This is a genomic window from Kitasatospora sp. NPDC057542 (assembly GCF_042801945.1).
Taxonomy (GTDB): Bacteria; Actinomycetota; Actinomycetes; order Streptomycetales; family Streptomycetaceae; genus Kitasatospora.
Window position 1 is genome coordinate 1 of sequence record NZ_JBHVFE010000146.1, and the last position, 18,790, is coordinate 18,790.

General features: G+C 70.7%; 16 protein-coding genes. 7 read left to right on the forward strand and 9 right to left on the reverse strand.

The features are described 5' to 3' along the window. The coding region (locus ACFU7Y_RS19815; protein ID WP_380769054.1) for a transposase family protein at positions 1–304 on the reverse strand (304 nt) is incomplete at its 3' end. 126 nt (positions 305–430) lie between these two features. Here ACFU7Y_RS19815 and ACFU7Y_RS19820 point away from each other — a divergent pair. Continuing rightward, a complete protein-coding gene (locus ACFU7Y_RS19820; protein WP_224274595.1) occupies positions 431–1,006 on the forward strand; it encodes a hypothetical protein in 576 nt (191 codons plus the stop codon). Between the two features lie 233 nt (positions 1,007–1,239). On the opposite strand, the gene ACFU7Y_RS19825 is transcribed toward ACFU7Y_RS19820, so the two are convergent. From ACFU7Y_RS19825 to ACFU7Y_RS19845, 5 genes are all read right to left on the reverse strand, one after another. Further along, positions 1,240–2,013 carry an SDR family oxidoreductase gene (locus ACFU7Y_RS19825; protein WP_224274597.1) on the reverse strand — a complete coding sequence of 258 codons (774 nt, stop codon included), beginning with the start codon at positions 2,011–2,013 and terminating at the stop codon, positions 1,240–1,242. A 79-nt stretch (positions 2,014–2,092) separates the two neighbouring features. After that, on the reverse strand, positions 2,093–2,950 hold the full coding sequence (locus ACFU7Y_RS19830) for a fumarylacetoacetate hydrolase family protein (RefSeq protein ID WP_224274598.1): 858 nt from the start codon (positions 2,948–2,950) through the stop codon (positions 2,093–2,095). Positions 2,951–3,007: 57 nt separating this feature from the next. Beyond that, positions 3,008–4,297: a helix-turn-helix domain-containing protein gene (locus ACFU7Y_RS19835; protein ID WP_224274600.1), complete on the reverse strand. Its 1,290-nt coding sequence runs from the start codon at positions 4,295–4,297 to the stop codon at positions 3,008–3,010. Between the two features lie 196 nt (positions 4,298–4,493). Then, positions 4,494–4,940 (reverse strand): MbtH family protein, encoded by a 447-nt coding sequence (locus ACFU7Y_RS19840; RefSeq protein ID WP_308020128.1) that lies wholly within the window; start codon positions 4,938–4,940, stop codon positions 4,494–4,496. 185 nt (positions 4,941–5,125) lie between these two features. Next, on the reverse strand, positions 5,126–6,157 hold the full coding sequence (locus tag ACFU7Y_RS19845) for a hypothetical protein (protein ID WP_380769042.1): 1,032 nt from the start codon (positions 6,155–6,157) through the stop codon (positions 5,126–5,128). Positions 6,158–6,410: 253 nt separating this feature from the next. On the opposite strand from ACFU7Y_RS19845, the gene ACFU7Y_RS19850 reads away from it, so the two are divergent. The 4 genes from ACFU7Y_RS19850 to ACFU7Y_RS19865 are packed head-to-tail and all read left to right on the forward strand — an operon-like array spanning position 6,411 to position 9,864. Then, the gene (locus tag ACFU7Y_RS19850; RefSeq protein ID WP_224274605.1) at positions 6,411–7,322 is read left to right on the forward strand and encodes a phytanoyl-CoA dioxygenase family protein; all 912 of its coding nucleotides are present in this window, start codon (positions 6,411–6,413) and stop codon (positions 7,320–7,322) included. 36 nt (positions 7,323–7,358) lie between these two features. Then, positions 7,359–8,141 (forward strand): alpha/beta fold hydrolase, encoded by a 783-nt coding sequence (locus tag ACFU7Y_RS19855; RefSeq protein ID WP_224274607.1) that lies wholly within the window; start codon positions 7,359–7,361, stop codon positions 8,139–8,141. An 11-nt stretch (positions 8,142–8,152) separates the two neighbouring features. Further along, on the forward strand, positions 8,153–9,247 hold the full coding sequence (locus tag ACFU7Y_RS19860; protein ID WP_380769045.1) for a histidinol-phosphate transaminase: 1,095 nt from the start codon (positions 8,153–8,155) through the stop codon (positions 9,245–9,247). Further along, complete coding sequence (locus tag ACFU7Y_RS19865) at positions 9,247–9,864, forward strand: LysE family translocator (RefSeq protein WP_380769046.1); 618 nt, start codon at positions 9,247–9,249, stop codon at positions 9,862–9,864. The genes ACFU7Y_RS19860 and ACFU7Y_RS19865 overlap by 1 nt, the downstream gene beginning before the upstream one ends. Positions 9,865–9,932: 68 nt before the next feature. On the opposite strand, the gene ACFU7Y_RS19870 is transcribed toward ACFU7Y_RS19865, so the two are convergent. The 3 genes from ACFU7Y_RS19870 to ACFU7Y_RS19880 are packed head-to-tail and all read right to left on the reverse strand — an operon-like array spanning position 9,933 to position 14,229. Next, positions 9,933–11,222 (reverse strand): ATP-grasp domain-containing protein, encoded by a 1,290-nt coding sequence (locus tag ACFU7Y_RS19870; protein WP_380769047.1) that lies wholly within the window; start codon positions 11,220–11,222, stop codon positions 9,933–9,935. A gap of 2 nt (positions 11,223–11,224) precedes the next feature. Then, positions 11,225–12,913, reverse strand: coding sequence for a condensation domain-containing protein (locus ACFU7Y_RS19875; protein WP_380769049.1), 1,689 nt, complete (start codon positions 12,911–12,913; stop codon positions 11,225–11,227). Positions 12,914–12,933: 20 nt separating this feature from the next. Continuing rightward, positions 12,934–14,229 (reverse strand): MFS transporter, encoded by a 1,296-nt coding sequence (locus ACFU7Y_RS19880; RefSeq protein ID WP_224274615.1) that lies wholly within the window; start codon positions 14,227–14,229, stop codon positions 12,934–12,936. A gap of 383 nt (positions 14,230–14,612) precedes the next feature. Between ACFU7Y_RS19880 and ACFU7Y_RS19885 the strand changes: the two genes are divergently transcribed. Together ACFU7Y_RS19885 and ACFU7Y_RS19890 are read left to right on the forward strand one after the other, a co-directional pair. After that, positions 14,613–16,907 (forward strand): amino acid adenylation domain-containing protein, encoded by a 2,295-nt coding sequence (locus tag ACFU7Y_RS19885; RefSeq protein ID WP_380769050.1) that lies wholly within the window; start codon positions 14,613–14,615, stop codon positions 16,905–16,907. Between the two features lie 46 nt (positions 16,908–16,953). Beyond that, a partial coding sequence (locus ACFU7Y_RS19890; protein WP_380769052.1) for a condensation domain-containing protein occupies positions 16,954–18,790 on the forward strand: 1,837 nt, incomplete at its 3' end.

Below are 18,790 nucleotides of genomic sequence, written 5' to 3' on the forward strand. Positions count from 1 at the left end.
AGCCGAGTTGGTCGGCCAGGCGGCTGGTGCGGCGCTGGTAGCGCTCCACGACGCCGGGAACCTGCTCGCGGAACGTCTGCCGCCGGCAGCCGAGCACCGGGCACGCCAGGCGCCGCAGCCTCACCGAGACGACGACCCGCCGTCCGTCCACCGGCACGTCCGCGACCCTCCGCCCGTGGAAACCGTGCACCCGCGCTGTCGGCGTCCCGCACACGGGGCACGGCACCGGATCATCCCGGGTCCGCGCCGTCACCCGGATCAGATCGCCCTCGTCCGCCACATCCTCGATGACCAGCGCCGACAACCCCGAAAACACCACGCTCACAAGCTCGTTGACATCTCGCACACCATGCCGACGACGCCCGTCACCCTTCGTTACCACCGATTACGGGACAGAGCCGAAGACCGTACAGACCCCCTGCGCCGAGCGATGGTCGAGGCTGCGGAATCCCGGCCGGGCACCGATCCCGATCGCCGCGGTTTCACCATCGCATTCCAGGCCGCCCGGGACCTGCTGACCCGTGCGGAAGGAATCATCGAGCAGGGCATCGGGGAGATCGGCCGCCGGCTCCTGTCGGCCCTTCTGCCTGCGCGCCGCTTCCGCATCGGCACCCGTAAGGTGAAGTCCCCCATCTCGCGTTACGCGGAAAGGAAGCTGGACGGCCGCCCCGATGACAGCCAGGCCGTGACCTCGATGACCATCACGGCCCTTCCGCCCCCATCGCCCGAGCCGCCATTGCCTGCGACGACCATCCCGCAGTACGCCGGGCCCGGCAGAACCAGCAACCGCATGACACGTGTCCTGGCCCTCCTGCAGACAGAACCCCAACGGCAGTGGCGGGCACGGGAGATCGCCGAACTCCTCGGCGACGTCACCCTCGTCGCCACATATCGGCAACTCGCCCGCTGGGCCGAGAGAGGACTGATCACAAGAGTCAGGACCGGCCGCTACACAGCGGCCCCACCGGCCACGCCGTTCCGCTTGCGTCCTCCAACGAAACGCTAACTACCCGGCCTTGGGGATACTTCAACTCGCCAAGGTGCCCCGGCGCGGACACACCCGGGGCTGTCGTGATCGTCCGGGTGATGACAGACTTCTCCTGTAACAGGACCCCTGGTTCTAGATCATCTTGCTCGACACAAGTGATCTACCAGAGGTCCCGTTCCTCGTCATCACGGACTTGACCAACCGTCGACTGGCCAAACGCAACGGTGTTGGGTTTGCGGATCGCTTCTGATCTACAGGATCGGGGACTGCCCGCCGTCGCAGCGCAGCGCCGTGCCGGTCACATACGCGGCGGCGTCGCTGCAGAGGAAGGCGGCGCAACGGGCGAACTCCTCAGGGGATCCGTAGCGCTTCATCGGTATCCGGCCGGCGGACTTGGCACGCTCGGTTTCGATGTCGCGGCCCGACCGGGCGGCCCGGGCGGCGTCGAGTTGCTCCACTCGGTGGGTGGCGATGCGTCCTGGAAGCAGCATGTTCACAGTGACGCCGTTCTCGGCCACGTCGGTGGCCAGCATCTTTAGGTAGGCAGCGAGCGCGGTGCGGCCGATGCCGGAGAGGGCCAGGTCACCGATGGGGGACACCACCGCGCTGGATCCGATGGCGAGTACCCGCCCCCACCGTTGCCGCCGCATGTGCGGCAGGGTGAGCGATAGGAGACGATGGTGTGCCGTCAGGAGTGAGTCGACGGCTTCGCCTAGCTCGTGGGCTTCGATGTCCGTGACCGGTGCGGGGCGTGGCCCCGGGCCGTTCAGCACCAGGATGTCGATCGGTCCGAACGCCGCGGTGGCCTGCCGCACGAGCTCAGTGGGGCCGCCGGGCGCGAGCAGGTCGGCGCCGATGCCGGTGGCGACCGGAAGCTGTGCCGCGATGTCGCGGGCAAGCTCCGCGCGGCGGCCGCAGACCACCACGTTGGCGCCTTCGTGCGCGAGCAACTCGGCGACCGCGCGGCCGAGACCGGACGTCGAGGCGCACACCAGGGCGGTCCGCCCGGAGATCCCCAGTTCCATTGCTGACTCCCGATGTGTGTTGCTCGCGAGTTGGGGGCCGACCGGCGGGGGCTGGCCGACCCGGTGCTGCCGGCGACGGCTACCGGGCGGCCCGGCGCACGGTGTTCTGAAGGGTGCCGACCCGCTCGACGACCGCCTCGACGACGTCGCCGTCGCGGATGACACAGGCCCCGGGCGTGCCGGTCGCGATGACGGACCCCGCGTCGAGCATCATGCCGCCGGAGAAGTAGGCGACCTGCCAGTGCGGGTCGCGCATCATGGCGGCGACCTGATTGGTGGCGATGGTCTCGCCGTTCACGACGGTCGAGATGCGGATCGAGGCGAGCTCGCCGACCTCATCCGGCGTCACGACCCACGGGCCGAGGCTGCAGAAGGTGTCGAACGCCTTGGACCAGGGGATGTAGCGGGGGTTGATCCGGATCGCGTCCTCCGCAGTCATGTCCAGGATGGTCGTGTAGCCGAAGATGACGGACTCGGCGTCCTCGGCCGCGACGTCCCGGCAGGTGCGGCCTATCACCACTCCGAGCTCGGCCTCCGCGGTGACCCGGTCCGACTGGGTCGGCAGCACGATCTCGTCCCCGTAGCCTATAACGCAGTTGCTCGGACGCAGGTAAGAGCCCGGGGTGCCGCTAGGCTGCTCGACTTCGAGGTCGTCGGCGTGCCGACGGTAGTTCAACCCGACCCCCCAGAGCTTGGGCGGGTGGCGATAGATCGGCCCGAAGGCCACCTCCGCGGACCAAACGGCCTTGGCCTGGATCTCCGGATCGGCCAACGCCAGCCGGATCTGCTCGGCCTGGCCGTCGACGACCACGTCGAGCAGCGTCGGCCCGAGCTTCGTTTCGGTCAGCTCGGCGAGGATGCTGAGCCGGGCGATTCCACCGTCGACCGCGATTCCGACATCCTCCTGGCCGTCCACGGTCATGGTGCAAAAGCGCATGTGAGTACTCCGGTTCCTGTGGCAGAAGGCTTTGCTGTGAAGGAAGATGAATGAGAGTCAGCTCGCGGCAAGTGCGAGGCGGGGGACCAGCGGGGTGCGATCGCGCAGGGCGACGCGGACGAGGTTGAGCAGGGTGAAGCGGACCGGACCGCCCGTGCGTGACGGAAGCTCGACGATCAGGCCAGCGTGCAGCAGGGACTGGATGGCGAGGGCGGCCTGCACCCGGGGGAGCCCTGACAAGCGGACCACCTCCTCGATGGTCCAGCCGTTGGGCCGGTCAGCGAGTTGGAGCGCCAGGTCCTGGGCGACCGGGGTCTGCCGGCCCAGCACGGCCTGAGCGGCGGCCACCGGGTCGATGCGCGTTGCCGGGTGGCTGGCGAGTGCTTCCGGCTCCTCCCGCGCCATGGTGAGCAGTTCGTCGATGGAGATCACCGTGGCCCAGGAGGCGGCGGATTCGAGAGCGCCCGGCAGGCCGTCCAGTCGGCGGCAGACCTCGGCGAGCTTGGTCAGATCGCTTTCGTCGACCTGGAAGTTGGGCCGCAGGTCAGCGAGGCGCCGAAGCAGGAACTCCAGTGCGGGCGCGGTCGTGCTTTCGGCATGCTCCGTGCCGGCCCGCCAGCTGGCGAGCGGGGCCACCGGGAAGCGATGGTGATCCGAGACGTCGTGCGGGACGCGGCTGGTCTCCAGGACGCTCAGGTTGGGGCACTCGCGGATGAGGGTCCACACGGTCTCGCGGCGGACCTGGCCGCTGTCGTTGCCGTCGAGGACGAGCAGCGTGGCGCGCTCGCCGATCTGCCTGGCCAGCCGGTAGACCCCGGCACCCTCACCGACCAGCAGTTCGGCGATCGCCGCCTGGAGTGGGCCGCGGTCGACCTTTTTCTGCAGTTGAACCCAGAGGATCGGGGTGGCCGTCAGCGCCTGGATCGATCGGGCCACGGCGACCGCCAGGTGGGTCTTGCCGACGCCGGCGAATCCGGACATGACCGTGATTCGCTGCTGATCGTTCAACAATTGCCTCATGAGCACGTCAAGCTCGCGAGTGCGGCCGACCAAGGGGCGGGCCAGCACATTGGTGGGCAGGCTGAGGGTGCCGAAGAGCGCCTCGTCGACCTCGCCCCCGGCTGCGAGCTCGAACGAGAGTCGCTCGTGCGGGGTCAACTGGAGGGCGTCCGCGAGCAGTCGCACGGTCTCCCGGCGTGGTGCGGCGACCTGTCCAAGCTCCAGGTTGCGGACGGCCCGAACGCTCACCGTGGAGAGGCCGGCCAGGGTCTTCTGACTGAGCTGGGACCTCCTGCGATAGCGCTGAAGTTGGATCCCGAAGTCCTCGACATTAGCCCAGTTAATCATCGTCACATGCTCCAGAATTGGATACCTGCGCGTGCCGCCGCCTGGGTGGGGCGGCGATGTCAGCGCAGCCGACAGCCATTCCCTCGTGGGAAATTCTCCTGGCCCCCGTAAGTCGGATGAAGGGTAATTCGGCGGATCAGCCGAGGAGCACTCCGGAGAGCCTCGCCGGACGCGGATCCGGCCAGTTCGCCTCGATTTAGTCGAGGCAATCCCCGTGTCTTCCTGGGCCGAAGACCGCGTCCCAGCCTGGCGGAAGGCCGATGGTGTCGGGCCAGAGGCTGTGCTGCCCGTCCCCGTTCACGAGCACCACAAATTCCACGTTGGGATTGTCGAAAAGGTTCGCCACTAATACTCCTTGAGCGCAGGAACTGCGCCGCCACGAACTCCGGTCGGTGTACCGACAAGACTCGACCTTAACCGTAGTGGCTCTGCCAGGGAACCCCCAGTGATTAAGTGCCGCGCGTCGAACAGGAGGCATTTGGGCAGTTGAGGCTGCCGCCGACTGCCTCGGGGTGACGGCGGGGGATGCGACGGCGGTGCCGTTCGGCCGCCCGGCACCTTGTCCAGCCCCGGTCAACGGGGATCCCCGGTATGGAGCCGGTGCTTTCGGGAGCGGCGCACTGAGGGCCCTTGCGTGAGGCATGTCACGTCATGCATGCCCGCCCGCGGCGCGGGCCCTGCGGTGCGGGGTGCGGGGTGCGGGGTGCGGGTGCGGGTGCGGGTGCGGGGTGCGGGGTGCGGGGTGCGGCGGTGCGGGGATGTGCGAAGGCCGGCTGCCCGGGGTTGCATCCCGCGGGAGCTGGCCGCGTGCCGTTCGCTGTCGGGGGCTCAGGACCGCAGCCCGGCGGCGATCTCCTTGACCAGTACCTCCGTCGGGCGGACTCGCTCGACCTTGGCCACGGCGGCCATCAGGTCGAAGACGTCGACCCTGGCTGCCTCGGCGCAGCGCGTGATCAGTGGGAAGAAGCTGGAGTGCGTCTGCGTCAGGCCGCCGAGCACCTGCAGGGTCCGGTCGTCGTGCAGCCGGGGGAGCGGGCGCACGATGGCCTCACTGAGCTCGGCGAGCGCGCGATAGTCGTACTCGGCGGGGTTCCGGTGGTGCGTCAGGATCGCCGCGAAGGCTTCGGTCACGGTGTTCCCCGCACCGCGTCCGATGCCGTCGAGGGTGGTGTCCACGTACCGTGCCCCCGCGGTCGCGGCGGCTAGGGCGTTGGCGTTGGCGAGGCCGAGGTTGTCGTGGCCGTGGAAGCCGAGCGGTACCGGCACCTCCGCGCCGACCCGCCGGAACAGCGCCGCGACCTCGTACGGCAGGTAGCCGCCGACGGAGTCGACCAGGTAGACGCTGTCGGCCCCGAAGCCGGCGCACCGCCGGACCGCGGCCACCACGCCGTCCGTGTCCAGGACGTTGGTCTTCATCAGGTTCACGAAGGTCCGTAGGCCCAGCTCCTTCGCCAGTCCGACGAAGTGCTCGGCTGGGGAGACATCGGTGATGTCGACGCCGATGCGGACGAAGCCCATGCCGGCCTCGGCGGCGCTCCGCAGCTGGCCCGGATCGGCGAGTCCGGGGATGCAGAACATGCCCCAGGCGGCCCGGCGCAGCGTCTCGGCCGCGACCGTGAAGCACCGGTCGTCGGCGATCAGGCTGGGCTGCGACAGCGCCTCACCCGCGCCGAGGCCCAGGCCGTGGCCGAGCTCGACGAGGCCGATCCCCGACTTCTCCAAGCCGGCCAGGACCGCTCGAATGGTTTCCTCCGTGAATTTGAAGTCCACGGAATAGCTTCCATCCCGGAGCGTGCAGTCGAGAATCTCGACCGCCGTTGCAGTCGTACGGACAGCGGGCTCCCGCGAGACGCCGGTCATAGCACTCCCTAGCCGTCGGAAAAATCGCACAGGGAACGTCACGGTACCCAGCGGAAGCCGGCTTGAGCGGCAGTAGCAGAGGCACCTTGGATGCGCTGTCGAGCACTCAAGATGCCTCCCTGGGAGCGCTGTTGATGCTTGTGGGTCCCCGCGAGCGGTGCGAGACTCCTGGCATAGATCGTTCACATGCTTGTGCCGACGGACCGCGCACCGACGGTCATCACGCGGCGATTGCCGGAAAGAGAGTCAATTCATGGGACACGTCCTCTCCGAGAGCCAGCTCGAAAACTATCGGGACAACGGGTTCCTGGTCGTCGAGGGACTCCTCGACGGCGACCTGGTGGCTCGGGCCCGCCAGGTTGTCGACGACCTACTCTCCGCTCCGGAACTGGACTCGGTCGCCGAGAAGGAGCCCGGTGACGCCTCCAAGGCCCGCCGGATCTGGGCCCCGACCAGCCGCGATCAGGTGTTCGCCGACCTCGCGGTGGACGCGCGCCTGCTGGACGCCGTCGCGGACCTGATCGGCGAGGACCTGATCCTGCAGTACTCGAAGCTCAACGTGAAGGCGCCCCACGTCGGCAGCGTCGTGGAGTGGCACCAGGACTTCGCCTACTACCCGCACTCCAACACGGACCTGGTGGCCGCGCTCATCTACCTCGACGACGCGACCCGGGAGAACGCCTGCCTGCGGGTGGCCGCCGGCTCGCACAAGAAGGGCCTGCTCAGCCACGAGGTGGACGGATTCTTCGGTGGGAAGATCGTGAGCCTCGACGGTGTCGGTGTCGACGCGTCCACCGTCGTGGACTGTCCGGGGACCGCTGGCAGCGTGGTCTTCCTGCACCCGCTGGTCGTCCACGCGTCCGAGCAGAACCGCTCCGACCGCTACCGCCGCGCGTTCATCCCCGCCTACCGCGCCACCGACGCCTTCCCGCTGTACTACGGGCCGCATGCCGCGCACAACGAGCCGACCGCCAAGCTGGTCCGCGGCAAGCTCTCCAAGACCGCCCGCAGCGAGGGCGGCACCTGGCGGCTGCCGATCGCTGCGGCCGAGTTCAACTCGCTCTTCGAGATCCAGGAGGGCGCCCACCTGCGGGCCGACCGCAAGGTGGCCACCGGCTACTTCTCGCACGAGGTGGACTCCGCCGCCGCGGGCGCCACCATGTAGCCTCCGCAGGAAACGCCTGATCGGGAGGGACTCGGCATGTCGTACGCCTGGGCCGCGGACGGAACGCGCATCGCCTGCCAGCTTCGGGGGACGGGTTCCCCACTGGTCCTGCTCGCGGGTCAGGCGAACGACCACCACTGGTGGGACGGTGTGCGCGAGGACTTCCACAGTGCCCGCAGCACGATCACGATCGACTACCGCGGGACTGGGGACAGCGACAAGCCGGATGTGCCGTACAGCACCAGGCTGCTGGCCGACGACGTGCGTGCGGTGCTGGACGAGCTCGGGATCGATCGGGCGGACGTGTACGGCACCTCGATGGGGGGCCGGGTGGCGCAGTGGCTGGCGGTCGACCAACCGCACCGCGTCCGCTCCCTCGTCCTGGGCTGCACCTCGCCCGGTGGGCCGCACGCGGTCGAGCGCGACGCGGCCGTCCGCAGGGCGCTCGCGGACCGCGACCCCGTCGCGGCCCGCGCCGCGCTGCTCGACCTGATGTACACCCCGGCCTGGCTGGCCTCACACCCAGGCCCGCACAACACCGTCGGCGATCCCGCGATGCCGGCCTTCGCCCGGACCCGGCACCTGGTGGCCAGCAACCGGCACGACGCCTGGGACGTCCTGCCGCGGATCACCTGCCCCACCCTGGTCGTGCACGGCACCGACGACCTGCTCAACCCGACGGTCAACTCGCGTCTGCTGGTGCAGCGCATCCCCGACGCCCGGCTCGAGCTGCTGGCGGGGGCGCGGCACGCGTACTTCGAGGAGTTCCGGGCGATCGCCGGACCCCTTGTGTCGGACTTCCTGGACTTCATCGACTGAAGGACCCGTTCATGGTCAGCATCGCGGACCTGCCCATCCGCCCCGAACTGAAGGGGCTGACCGCCTACGGCGCCCCGCAGCTCGATGTTCCCGTGCGGCTCAACACGAACGAGAACCCGTATCCGCTGCCCGACGGGCTGGTGGCGGAGATCGCGGCCCGGCTGGTGCCGGTGCTGCGCGAACTGAACCGCTATCCGGACCGGGACGCGGTGGCCCTGCGCATCGCGCTCGCCAAGCACCTGGAGGGCAGCACCGGGGTCGCGCTGAGCGAGCGGCAGGTCTGGGCGGCCAACGGATCGAACGAGGTCATCCAGCAGCTGCTGCAGGCGTTCGGCGGGCCCGGGCGAGTCGCCCTCGGCTTCGAGCCGTCCTACGCGGTGCACCGCGAGATCGCCCGCAGTACGGGCACCCGCTGGGTCTCGGCGCCCCGGGCCGCGGACTTCACGATCGCGCCGGCCGCGTCGTGCGCGGCGATCGCCGAGCACCGGCCGCAGGTCGTCTTCATCACCGCGCCGAACAACCCGACCGGCACCGGGGTTAGCGCCGACACCGTGGCCGCGCTCTACGACGCGGCCCAGGAAGCGGGTCCCTCGCTGGTGGTTTTGGACGAGGCGTACGTCGAGTTCCAGCGCACCCCGTCTCTGCTGCCGCTGATCGCCGGCCGGCCGCTGCTGGTCGTGGTGCGCACCCTGTCGAAGGGGCTCGGCTTGGCCGGGCTGCGCCTCGGCTACCTGGCCGGCTGCGCCGCAGTCGTCGAGGCCCTGCAACTCGTGCGTCTGCCCTATCACTTGTCCGCCCCCACGCAGGCCGTCGCGCTGACGGTGCTGGAGCACGCCCCAGCCCTGCTGGCCAACATCGAGAGGATCACCGCGGAGCGGGACCGGCTGGTGCGGGAACTACGCGCGGCCGGCTACGAGGTGGCCGCCTCCGAGGCGAACTTCGTGCAGTTCGGCCGGTTCCGGGACAACCGCCGGGCCTGGCGGGAGATCGCGGCCCGCGGTGCGCTCGTCCGCGACAGTGAAGTCCCCTCCTGGTTGCGGGTCTCGGTGGGGACGCAGGCGGAGAACGACGTGTTCCTGGCGGCCGTCCACGAACGGCTGCCGTAGTGCCTGCGCACCTGCCGCTCTTCGTGCTCACCACCTGGCTGCTGGCGATGTTGCCGGGCGCCGGACACGCCCTGATGATGCGCCAGACCCTGGAGGGTGGGCTGCACATCGCCAGGGTCACCATTGTCGGCAACGCGACGGGCCTGCTGCTGTGGTCCCTGTCCGCAGCGGCTGGCCTGTCCGCGCTGCTGTCGGCCAGGCCGGGTGTGTACGTCGTGGTCCGGATCGCCGGCGGCGTCGTGCTGTGCGTGCTCGGGATCAACACGTTCCGGGCGCGCCGCGGCCGTCCGCAGCCACCCGGAGCGGCCGCCGCACCCGGCCGGCGGTGGGGCGCCTTCGGAGCCGGGCTCGCGACGAACCTGGGCAATCCGAAGGCCGGTGTCTTCGCGGTCTCGGTAATGCCGCAGTTCGTCACCACACACGGCCCGGTCTTCGCGTCGAGCGCGTTGCTGGGCGTGGTCTGGGCGGGTGTGAACGCCTGCTGGTACCTGCTGTTCACCTGGGGCGTCAGCCGTGGCCGGTCACTGGTGACCCGGCCGGCCGTACAGCGGGCCCTGCGCCTGGTGACCGGGCTAGTGCTGGTGCTGCTCGGGGGCGCGGTCGCGGCGGGATACTGACCGGGGAACGGACGATCTGCTGCCGGGGTACTGCCGGCCGGCAGTACCCGGGTGCGTTGCGAAGCCGCTCAGTACTGCGGCAGCTCCAACCCGGTCAGGCGGCGGGGGCCGTCCTCGAAGCACAGCTCGAAGGTGAGGGCGGCCCGGGCGGCCTCGATGCAGGCGAGCACCGCGTCGTGGTCCTCGCCCACGCCGGAGACGGTGTCCAGCGTGCGCGTGGCGGTGCCGCCCGACAGGTCCGTGCCGGGGCGGACGAAACTCCGGTAGGCCGTGACACCAGGCAGGCTCCGCACCTCCTCGGCACCTTCGACGCCTTCCAGCCGGCACGGGCGCTGCGGTGCCAGGTTGTTGTACTGGAAGTACACCTTGCCGCCGAGGTCGAACGGCGCCGGCAGCCGGGACTCGCCCAGCGCGACGCGGGCGCCGAGCTCCACCAGGTCCACGTCGCAGGTCTCCCTGGCCATCATGTTGACGTAGCCGGAGATGCGGCCGTTGATCTCGATGATGCGCGGTCCATCGGCGGTGAGCTTGACCTCCGTGTGGGTGAAGCCGCAGTTGGCCCCGACCGCCCGGAGCGCGGCGCCGACCAGGTCGAGTACCTCACGCTGCTCCGCCTCGGGCAGGTGGCTCGGCCAGATTCGGCCGGTACCCCGGAACGGCGGCATGACCGGGGTCTTGTCGGTGAGCACCAGGTGGGTGATGCCCTCCGGGGTGCAGACGCTCTCCACCGAGACGTAGTCGCCGAAGGGCTCGCTCGGCCGGCCCCGCAGGAACTCCTCGACGATGAACGGCCCCCACTGCCCCGCGGCGACCAGCCGGCCCAGATACTCGCGCACCTCGGCGCGGTCGGCCGGCGAGCGTATGGCGAAGGTGTGCCGGCTGAGGGTCCCCTCGACGGGTTTCACGATCGCGGGCAATCCGACGGCGTCCAGGGCACGGTCCCAGCCGGTGATCGAGTTGATCAGCGCGGTACGGGTCCGGTCCACGCCCGATTCGGCCAGGGCCCGGCGCTGAAGTCTCTTGTCGGTGAAGAGGCGGGCGGTCCGTTCGGACGGCCCGGGGACGCCCGCCGCGGCGGCGAGCGCCGCCGCGGGCCGGATCAGCTCGTCGCAGAAGGTGAGCACCGCGTCGGGAGCGATCGTCCGGATCAGGTCGGCGTCCGCGGCCGGTACCCCGGACAGGGTGTGGACCTCGCCGAGCATCTCCATCACCGGCCGCAGCTGCTCGACGTGGTCGGAGTGGGCCGGTACCAGGAAGGCCACGTCGCCCAGATCGGCCAGGCCCGCGCCGATCTCGCCGGCGGGCACGGCGCCGAGGTCGTAGAGGACGGCGAAGCGCGGCCTGGAGCGGGTTGCCATGATCACTGGTCACTTTCCTGTGTCGGGTCGGGGTCTGCGGTGAGCTCCGAGCGTTCCCCGGCCGCTGAGGTGGCCGCGGTCAGTGCGGCGGCCGGGGTGCTCCCGGCCGGATCGGCGGCGAGGCGGACGAGGCTCTCGTGCAGGGTGCGGGCGTACGCCTCGACCGAGGGCCGGGCGATGAAGCCCGGGTCGAAACCGATGCGCAGCTGCCCGCTCTCGCCCGTGATCTCCACGTTGACGTGGAAGGCGAAGCTGGGCTTGCCGCGCCGCCACCGGCCGCGAATGGGCGTGGCCGACGCCTCGTCGAGGTCCCGGTGGGCATGGAAGTGCATGTAGTTGAAGACCACCTGGAACGCGGGCCGGCCCAGGCGCTCGGTCAGCAGTGCCTGCGGGAAGTGCCGATGGGCGTAGCCCGTGCGCTCCAGCTGGTCGGCGGACCGGACCAGGTCCGCCCAGCTGCCGGCGACGGTGGCGAAACGGACCGGCAGGGTGTTGAGGAAGAGCCCGCTCGCGCGGTCCGAACCCTCGCTCTCCGGGCGGGTGTTGAACACCAGTCCGGTCACGAGGTCCTGCTCGCGGCCGGACCAGGCGCCCAGCGCCGAGGCGTGCGCGGCCAGCAGCACCGACTTGAGCGAGGTGCCCAGCACGCGCGCCGCGTCCGACAGCGAGCCGACCAGGTCCGCCGCCAGGTCCAGCTCGTACCGCTCCGCCGCGTCCACCACGTGCGCGGGGGCGACGGGCCGGACGAGCCCGGCCGCGTCGCCCGCCTGGGCGAGCCAGTGCTCCGCCGCCTCCGCAGACGCGGCGGCGGCCAGTTCCGCGGCGATGAAGTCGTGCTGGACCCGGGCGTTGACCGCGGCCACCCGTTCGGCAGCCGCCGGGTCGACGCCCGCCTCGTAGAGGTGCACGAGTTCGACCGCGAGCCGGCTGAAGCTCCAGCCGTCCAGCACCGCGTGGTGAGCGGAGAGCGCCACATGGAACGAGTCGGGCAGCGTGACGACCAGGAACCGGACCAGCGGCGCGGTACGCCAGTCCAGCGGTGCGGCGCTCCGCAACGAGCGCCAGTCGTCGACCTGCAGCAGTGCCTGGTCCGCGGACTCGGCGTGCTCGACCCGCAGCTCGGGCTCGACCTGCTGCCACACCAGTTGGGCCGGTACGGACAGGTCGCCGAAGTCGAACGAGGTCCGCAGCGCGGGATGCCGGCGGGTCAGGCCCTGCACAGCTGCCCGGAACCGGTCCTCGTCGAACGGGGCGCACACCTTCCAGCCCTCGACGCTGTGGTACAGGTGAGGGTCCTGGCTGGTCTCGCACAGGTACAGCATCCCGGTCTGCAGCGCGGACGCGGGCAGCGCGTCCTGGAGGCTGTCCGGCAGGCGTTCGCGGTCCTCGTCGGTGAGCAGCGAGAAGGGACCGCCCGCCGCGGGCACCCCGGCGGCGGGGGCGGCTGCCGTGGTGTCCGGGGCCTCACCCGGCTGGAGGCCGGCGGCGTTCTGCAGCAGTGCGCGGACCGTCTGGTGGACCAGCAGGTCGCGCAGCGAGAGGTTGATGCCGTTGGCCCGTGCCTCGTTCACGACGCGCACTGCGAGAAGTGAATCGCCGCCCATGGCATAGAACTTGCTGTCGAGCGTGACCTCTGACGCCGCCAGGCTCTCCCTGAATATGGCCAGCAGGGTGCCCGCGGTCTTTTCCACGAGTATTTCTTCCGTACTCATCAATGCCCCTCGACCTTGGTCGGGATTCCGGGAATGTCACGCATGGTGCGCAGCGGCGAGAACACGACGAAGAGCGCCGCGCTCCACATGCCGAAGGTGCAGACCCACATGGTGGTGCGAAGGCCGGCGGTGGCACCGAGCGACCCGCCGAAGAGCGAGCCCAGCGGCACCACCCCGTAGCAGATCCACAAATACACCGAGCTCACCCGGCTCAGCAGGTCGGGCGGGCAGACCCGCTGGCGGTAGGAGAGCGAGGCGCTGTTGAACAGCGTCGAGTTCGCCGACAGGGCCGCCAGGCCGACGGCGAACATGGCCAGTCCCCAGCCCGGGCGGGCGGCCGGCATCAGCAGGTAGAGCGGCCCGGGGACCAGCATGGACAGCCAGACGATCCGCGCCGAGCCGACCGCGTTCGAGAGCCGGCTGGCGAACGCGCCGGCGAGCAGGCCGCCGATCGCGGCGGACGAGAAGACCAGGCCGATGGCCGTCGAGGAGGCGTGCAACTGCCGTGACATGAAGGTGACCTGGACCGAGGAGGCGGCCATGACGAAGAAGTTGGAGACGCTGGTGCAGATCAGCATCCGTCGCAGGACCGTCTCGTGGCGCACGAAGGCCAGCCCCTCAGCCATCGCGGTACGGAACGGCGGGCGCTTGGCCGCATCCGCCGGCTCAGCGGCCGCGGGGACCCTGATCAGCCCGAGGGTGAGCGCGCTCAGCCCGTAGGTGGCGGCGTTCGCGAAGAGCCCGCGCGCGGCGCCCAGCCAGCCGACCAGCAGGCCGGCCAGCGCCGGCCCGCCCATCTCGGCGAGTGAGTCCGACATGCCCAGCTTGCCGTTGCCGTCGACCAGTTGGGTGCTGCTGACCAGCTTGGGCAGCTGGCTTCGGTAGGCGACGGTGAAGAGCACCGTCAGGGTGCCGGTCGCGCCGACCACGAGGTAGAGGTAGGGCAGGCTCAGCCAGCCGGTCATGCTCGCCACCGGGATCGACACCAGCAGCAGCATCCGGCCGAGGTCGCACGCGATCATCGTCCTGCGCTGGTCGAGGCGGTCGGCGACCACTCCGGCCGGGAGCGAGAAGAGCAGGTACGGCAGCCAGCCGAGCAGAGTCAACAGCGAGACCTGGAACGTTGACGCGTGTAGGACGTCGAGAGCCAACAGCGGCATGGCGACCAGGGCGACCCGAGGGCCCAAGGTGCCCATTCCCTGGCCGGTCCACAGCAGCATGAAGTTCTTGTTCCGCCACAGCGAGTCCGCGGGACCCGCCTCGGTGCGCCGCGCGGGCGCCGTCCGTTGTGTCACTGTCCTGTCCTGCCTTGCCTGACAACGTTGGGAACTCTGCCAGGCATACAGTGCCAGCTCCGCCGTAGCGCGCACCAGACCAGTGAGTGCGAACTACCGCCATTGTGCCCGGGGTTCTGCCGCCCGCCCGGCCGGACCGGTGCCTAGCATCGGTCTGCGCGTTTGTTGCCGACGGCACCGCGCCGAACATGAGGACATGTGCCGGCGGCCGTTGCTGCCTCACGGGAAATGCCCGTGCAAACCGATCGAGATAGGTGAAAGCGCTCGTGGGAAATGAGCTTCCGGGGCAGGCCGACGCCCCCACCGGGTTCCCCTTCGGCGGAACATGCTGTGCGACGGCGCCCTGCCGGAAGTCGCGGTCGACCCGCATTCTTCCGGCCGAGTTGGCGAGCCGCATCGGCGCCCACGCCGAGGAGCTCATCTGCGCGGCCGTGCTCGTCCTGGCACGCAAGTACGCCGACAGCACCGCCTTCTCGCTGGGGATCCGGCGGACGACCTGGTCGCCGACCGCGTCGGCCCGCGATCTGGTCGCCTCGATGCCCTCCTCGCTACGGCTGGCCGACCATCTCGCCTTCGTCGCCGCGGCGTTGCGGGCGGTGCGCGCCCCCGAGCCGGAGCGGGACGCCACGGCCGAGATCGTCTGCGTGCTCGACGGGCCGGCCGCAGTCGGCCTGGGTGCGGAGCTGGTCGTCTCGCACGAGCGATCCCAGGAGGGTGCCATCGTTCTGCACGCGGACGCCGACGAACACCGGTTCGGCACCCCCTTCGTGCAGCGGATGCTCGGACACCTGGAGCGGCTGCTCTATCAGATGTGCACTGAGGTGGAACTGACTATCGGGCAACTTTCCGTCACCACGGACGCCGAGGTCGAGCAGCTGCGTGCACTGACCTGCACGCGGCGGGACTACCCGCGCGACTCGGGCGTCTACCAGCTGTTCGCCGAACAGGCGGCGGCCCGGCCGGACAGCGTGGCGATCAGTCACCAGGACGGGCCCACCAGCTACCGGGAGTTGCAGCAGCAGGCGGAGGAGCTTGCCCGCTGGCTGCGGGCGCAGGGGGTGTCCGCGGGCAGCCGCATCGCGTTCCTGCTGGAGAAGACCCCGCGGCTGCTCGCGGTGGTGCTGGCGATCGTGCGGCTGGGCGCCTGCTACGTCCCGATCGATCCCAGCACGCCGGCCGAGCGCCGGGCCTTCCTGCTCGCCGACAGCGGCGCCCGTCTGCTGGTCACCGAGGACCCGCGGGTCAGCGCCGACATCCCGGTGTTCGACCTCACCGCGTCCCGGGCGAACCCCGCGGACGGTGGACCGCTGCCGGCACCGGCGGGGCCGGAGGCCGAAGCGTACGTGATGTACACCTCGGGGACCACCGGCCGCCCCAAGGGCGTGGTGATCAACCAGCGCGCCGTGGTCCGGCTGGTGTGCAACACCGACTTCGCGGACCTGTCGCCGGACGCCCGCATCCTGCAGACCGGCGCCATCGCCTTCGACGCCACGACCTTCGAGTTCTGGGGAGCGCTGCTCAACGGCGGCACCGTCGTGCTGGTGCCCGCCACCACCATGCTCAACGCAGTGGAGCTGCGGGCCGCCATCGAGCAGCACCGGGCGAACCTGATGTTCCTGACGGCCGCACTGTTCAACCAGCTGGTCGACCAGGACCCGACGGCGCTGGCCGGCTGCCATGTGCTGGTGGGCGGCGAGGCGCTGTCCCCGGCGCATGTCGCGCGGGCCGTCGAGGCATGCCCGAGCAGCACCTTCAGCAACGCCTACGGTCCGACGGAGAACACCACGTTCTCAGTGGCGCAGCGCATCACCGAGACCGGCCAGGGCCGGATACCGATCGGGCGCCCGATCGCCAACTCCACGGCCTGGGTGCTTGACCGCGACGGCCACCCCCAGCCGCTCGGTGTCCCCGGCGAACTCCACGTCGGCGGCGACGGGCTGAGCTCCGGCTACCTCAACCGGCCCGAGCTCAACCAAGCGGCGTTCGTGGCGGCGCCCGGGATCGGCGAGGGCCGCCTCTACCGCACCGGTGACATCGTCCGCTGGACCGAGGACGGCCTGCTGGACTACCTCGGGCGCGCCGACAACCAGGTCAAGATCCGCGGTTACCGCATCGAACTGGGCGAGATCGAGGTCCAGTTGGGCCTGCTCCCGGGGGTCCGGGAGGCGGCGGTGGTGCTCCATCCGCAGGCCGACGGCATCCCGGCACTGCGGGCCTTCGTCACCGCGGAAGCCCGGATCGACGCGGCCGGCCTCGGCGAGCGGCTCGCCGCGGTGCTGCCCGAGTACATGATGCCCTCCGTGATCCAGCAGGTGCCCGCGATGCCCCGGACCCAGAACAACAAGATCGACCGGGCCGCACTGAACACGATCGCGCTGCCGTCCGCGGCCGCCGCAGCAGGGGAGCGCGCCCCGCGGACGGAGCTGGAGACCACAGTGGCCGCGGCCTTCGCCGAGGTGCTCGGGGTGGCGTCGGTCTCCCTGGACGACGACTTCTTCGAGCTCGGCGGCCACTCGCTGCGGATGATGCGGCTGTGGAACCGGCTCCGCTCGGTCACCGGCGTGCCGATCGAGCTCAAGCAGGTGCTCGACACCCCGACCGTGGCCGGCATCGCGGCCCTGCTGGAGCAGGGCGCCGCCGGGAGCGTGACGCGGCCGCGCCTGGTGCGCCGTTCGTGACCCGCCACCCGTGCTGTCCGTCGGCCAGGGATTCCAAGGAGTGAGCGTGTTCCCGCTGTCCTACGCCCAACAGGGGCTCTGGTTCCTCAACCGCCTGGAGGGACCCAGCTCCACCTACAACGTGCCGGTGCTGGTGCGGCTGACCGGACCGCTCGACGCGCCGGCGCTCGAAGCCGCGCTGCTGGACGTCCTCACCCAGCACGAGAGCCTGCGCACAGTCTTCGGCGAGCACGAGGGCGTGCCGTACCAGCGCGTCCTCCCGGTGGCCGACACGGGCTTCGACCTGGTCCGGCTGGACACCGTCCGGCGGCCGCTCGCACAGGTGCTCCGGGACATCGTCGGCGAGCCCTTCGACCTGGCCGACGACCTGCCGACGCGGGCCCGGCTGATCCAGGTGGCCGGCGAGGAGCACGTGCTGGCCCTGGTGCTGCACCACGCGGTCTGTGACGGCTGGTCCCTGACGCCGCTGCTGCGGGACCTGAGCACGGCCTACACCGCCCGCCGCGACGGCCGCGCACCCGATTGGGCCCCGCTGCCGGTGCAGTACAGCGACTACACGCTCTGGCAGCGGGAGTTGCTCGGCGACGACGAGGACCCCGACAGCCTCGTCAACCAGCAGCTGCGGTTCTGGCGGCAGACCCTGTCCGGGCTGCCCGACGAACTCGTGCTGCCGGACCAGGGCAGCGGCCAGCCGCGTGCCGCCGCCGCGCCGGCTAACGCCGAGGCCCCGGGAGCCACCTACGACCACCGGGTCGAGGCGGCCCTGCACGGCAGGCTGCTGGGTGTCGCCCAGCAGCACGGCTGCAGTCTGTTCATGCTGCTCCAGGCGGCGGTGGCTGCGCTGCTCACCCGCTGCGGCGCGGGGGTCGACATCCCCTTCGGCACCCCCACCGCGGGCCGCGCCGACGAGGCTCTCGACGCCCTGGTCGGTTACTTCGTCAACACCCTGGTGCTGCGCACGGACACCTCGGGCAACCCGACCTTCGCGGAGCTGCTCGCCCGGGTGCGGGCGGCCGACTTCGACGCCTACAGTCACCAGGACCTGCCCTTCGACCGGCTCGTCGAGGCGCTGAACCCGAAGCGGTCGGCCTCCCGCCACCCGTTGTTCCAGGTGATGCTGGCCCTGCACGAGGGCAGTCCGGGCGACGCGCTCCAGCTGCCCGGGCTGAGCGCGCAGCTGCTCCGTCTCGGGACGCGGACCTCGAAGTTCAACCTCTCCATCGACTTCGAGGACCGGCGCGACGCGGCCGGGCAGGCGGCCGGGCTGCGGATCTCCCTCGAGTACGCGACGGACCTCTTCGAAGAGGGCGCCGTCCGGCTGCTAGCCGATCGCCTCGAACGGGTGCTGGCAGGGGTCGCTGACGACCCGTCGGTGCGGCTGCGCGAGCTGCCGGTCCTGTCCGAGGCCGAGCAGCACCAGCAGCTCGTCGAGTGGAACGGTGCGCAGGTCGCGGAGCAGCCGGTCGACCTCGCCCGAACTGTGCAGACCTGGGCGGCCAGGCAGCCGGACGCGGTCGCGGTGTCCGGCACGGACACGCGCTACACCTACCAGGAGCTCACCGACGCCGCGGCGGCCGTCTCCCACGCGCTGACCGCGTCCGGTGCCCGGGCCGACGACCTGACTGCGATCGTCTCCCGGCGTAGCACCTGGTTCGTCATGGCCGCGCTCGGCGCCCTCGGGGCCGGCACCGGCTACCTTGCGCTGGACGTCGAACTCCCCGCGGAGCGGGCGCAGAAGATGCTCGTGGACAGCCGCGCGCGGTTCGTGCTCACCGAACCCGGGCTGGCGGAGCTGAGCGCCGAGCTGCTGGCGGCCAGCGAGGGCGTGCAGTGCGTCGAGCCGCGGCCCGGAGCCGCTGGCCTGGCGGCCGGGGAGCTCTCCC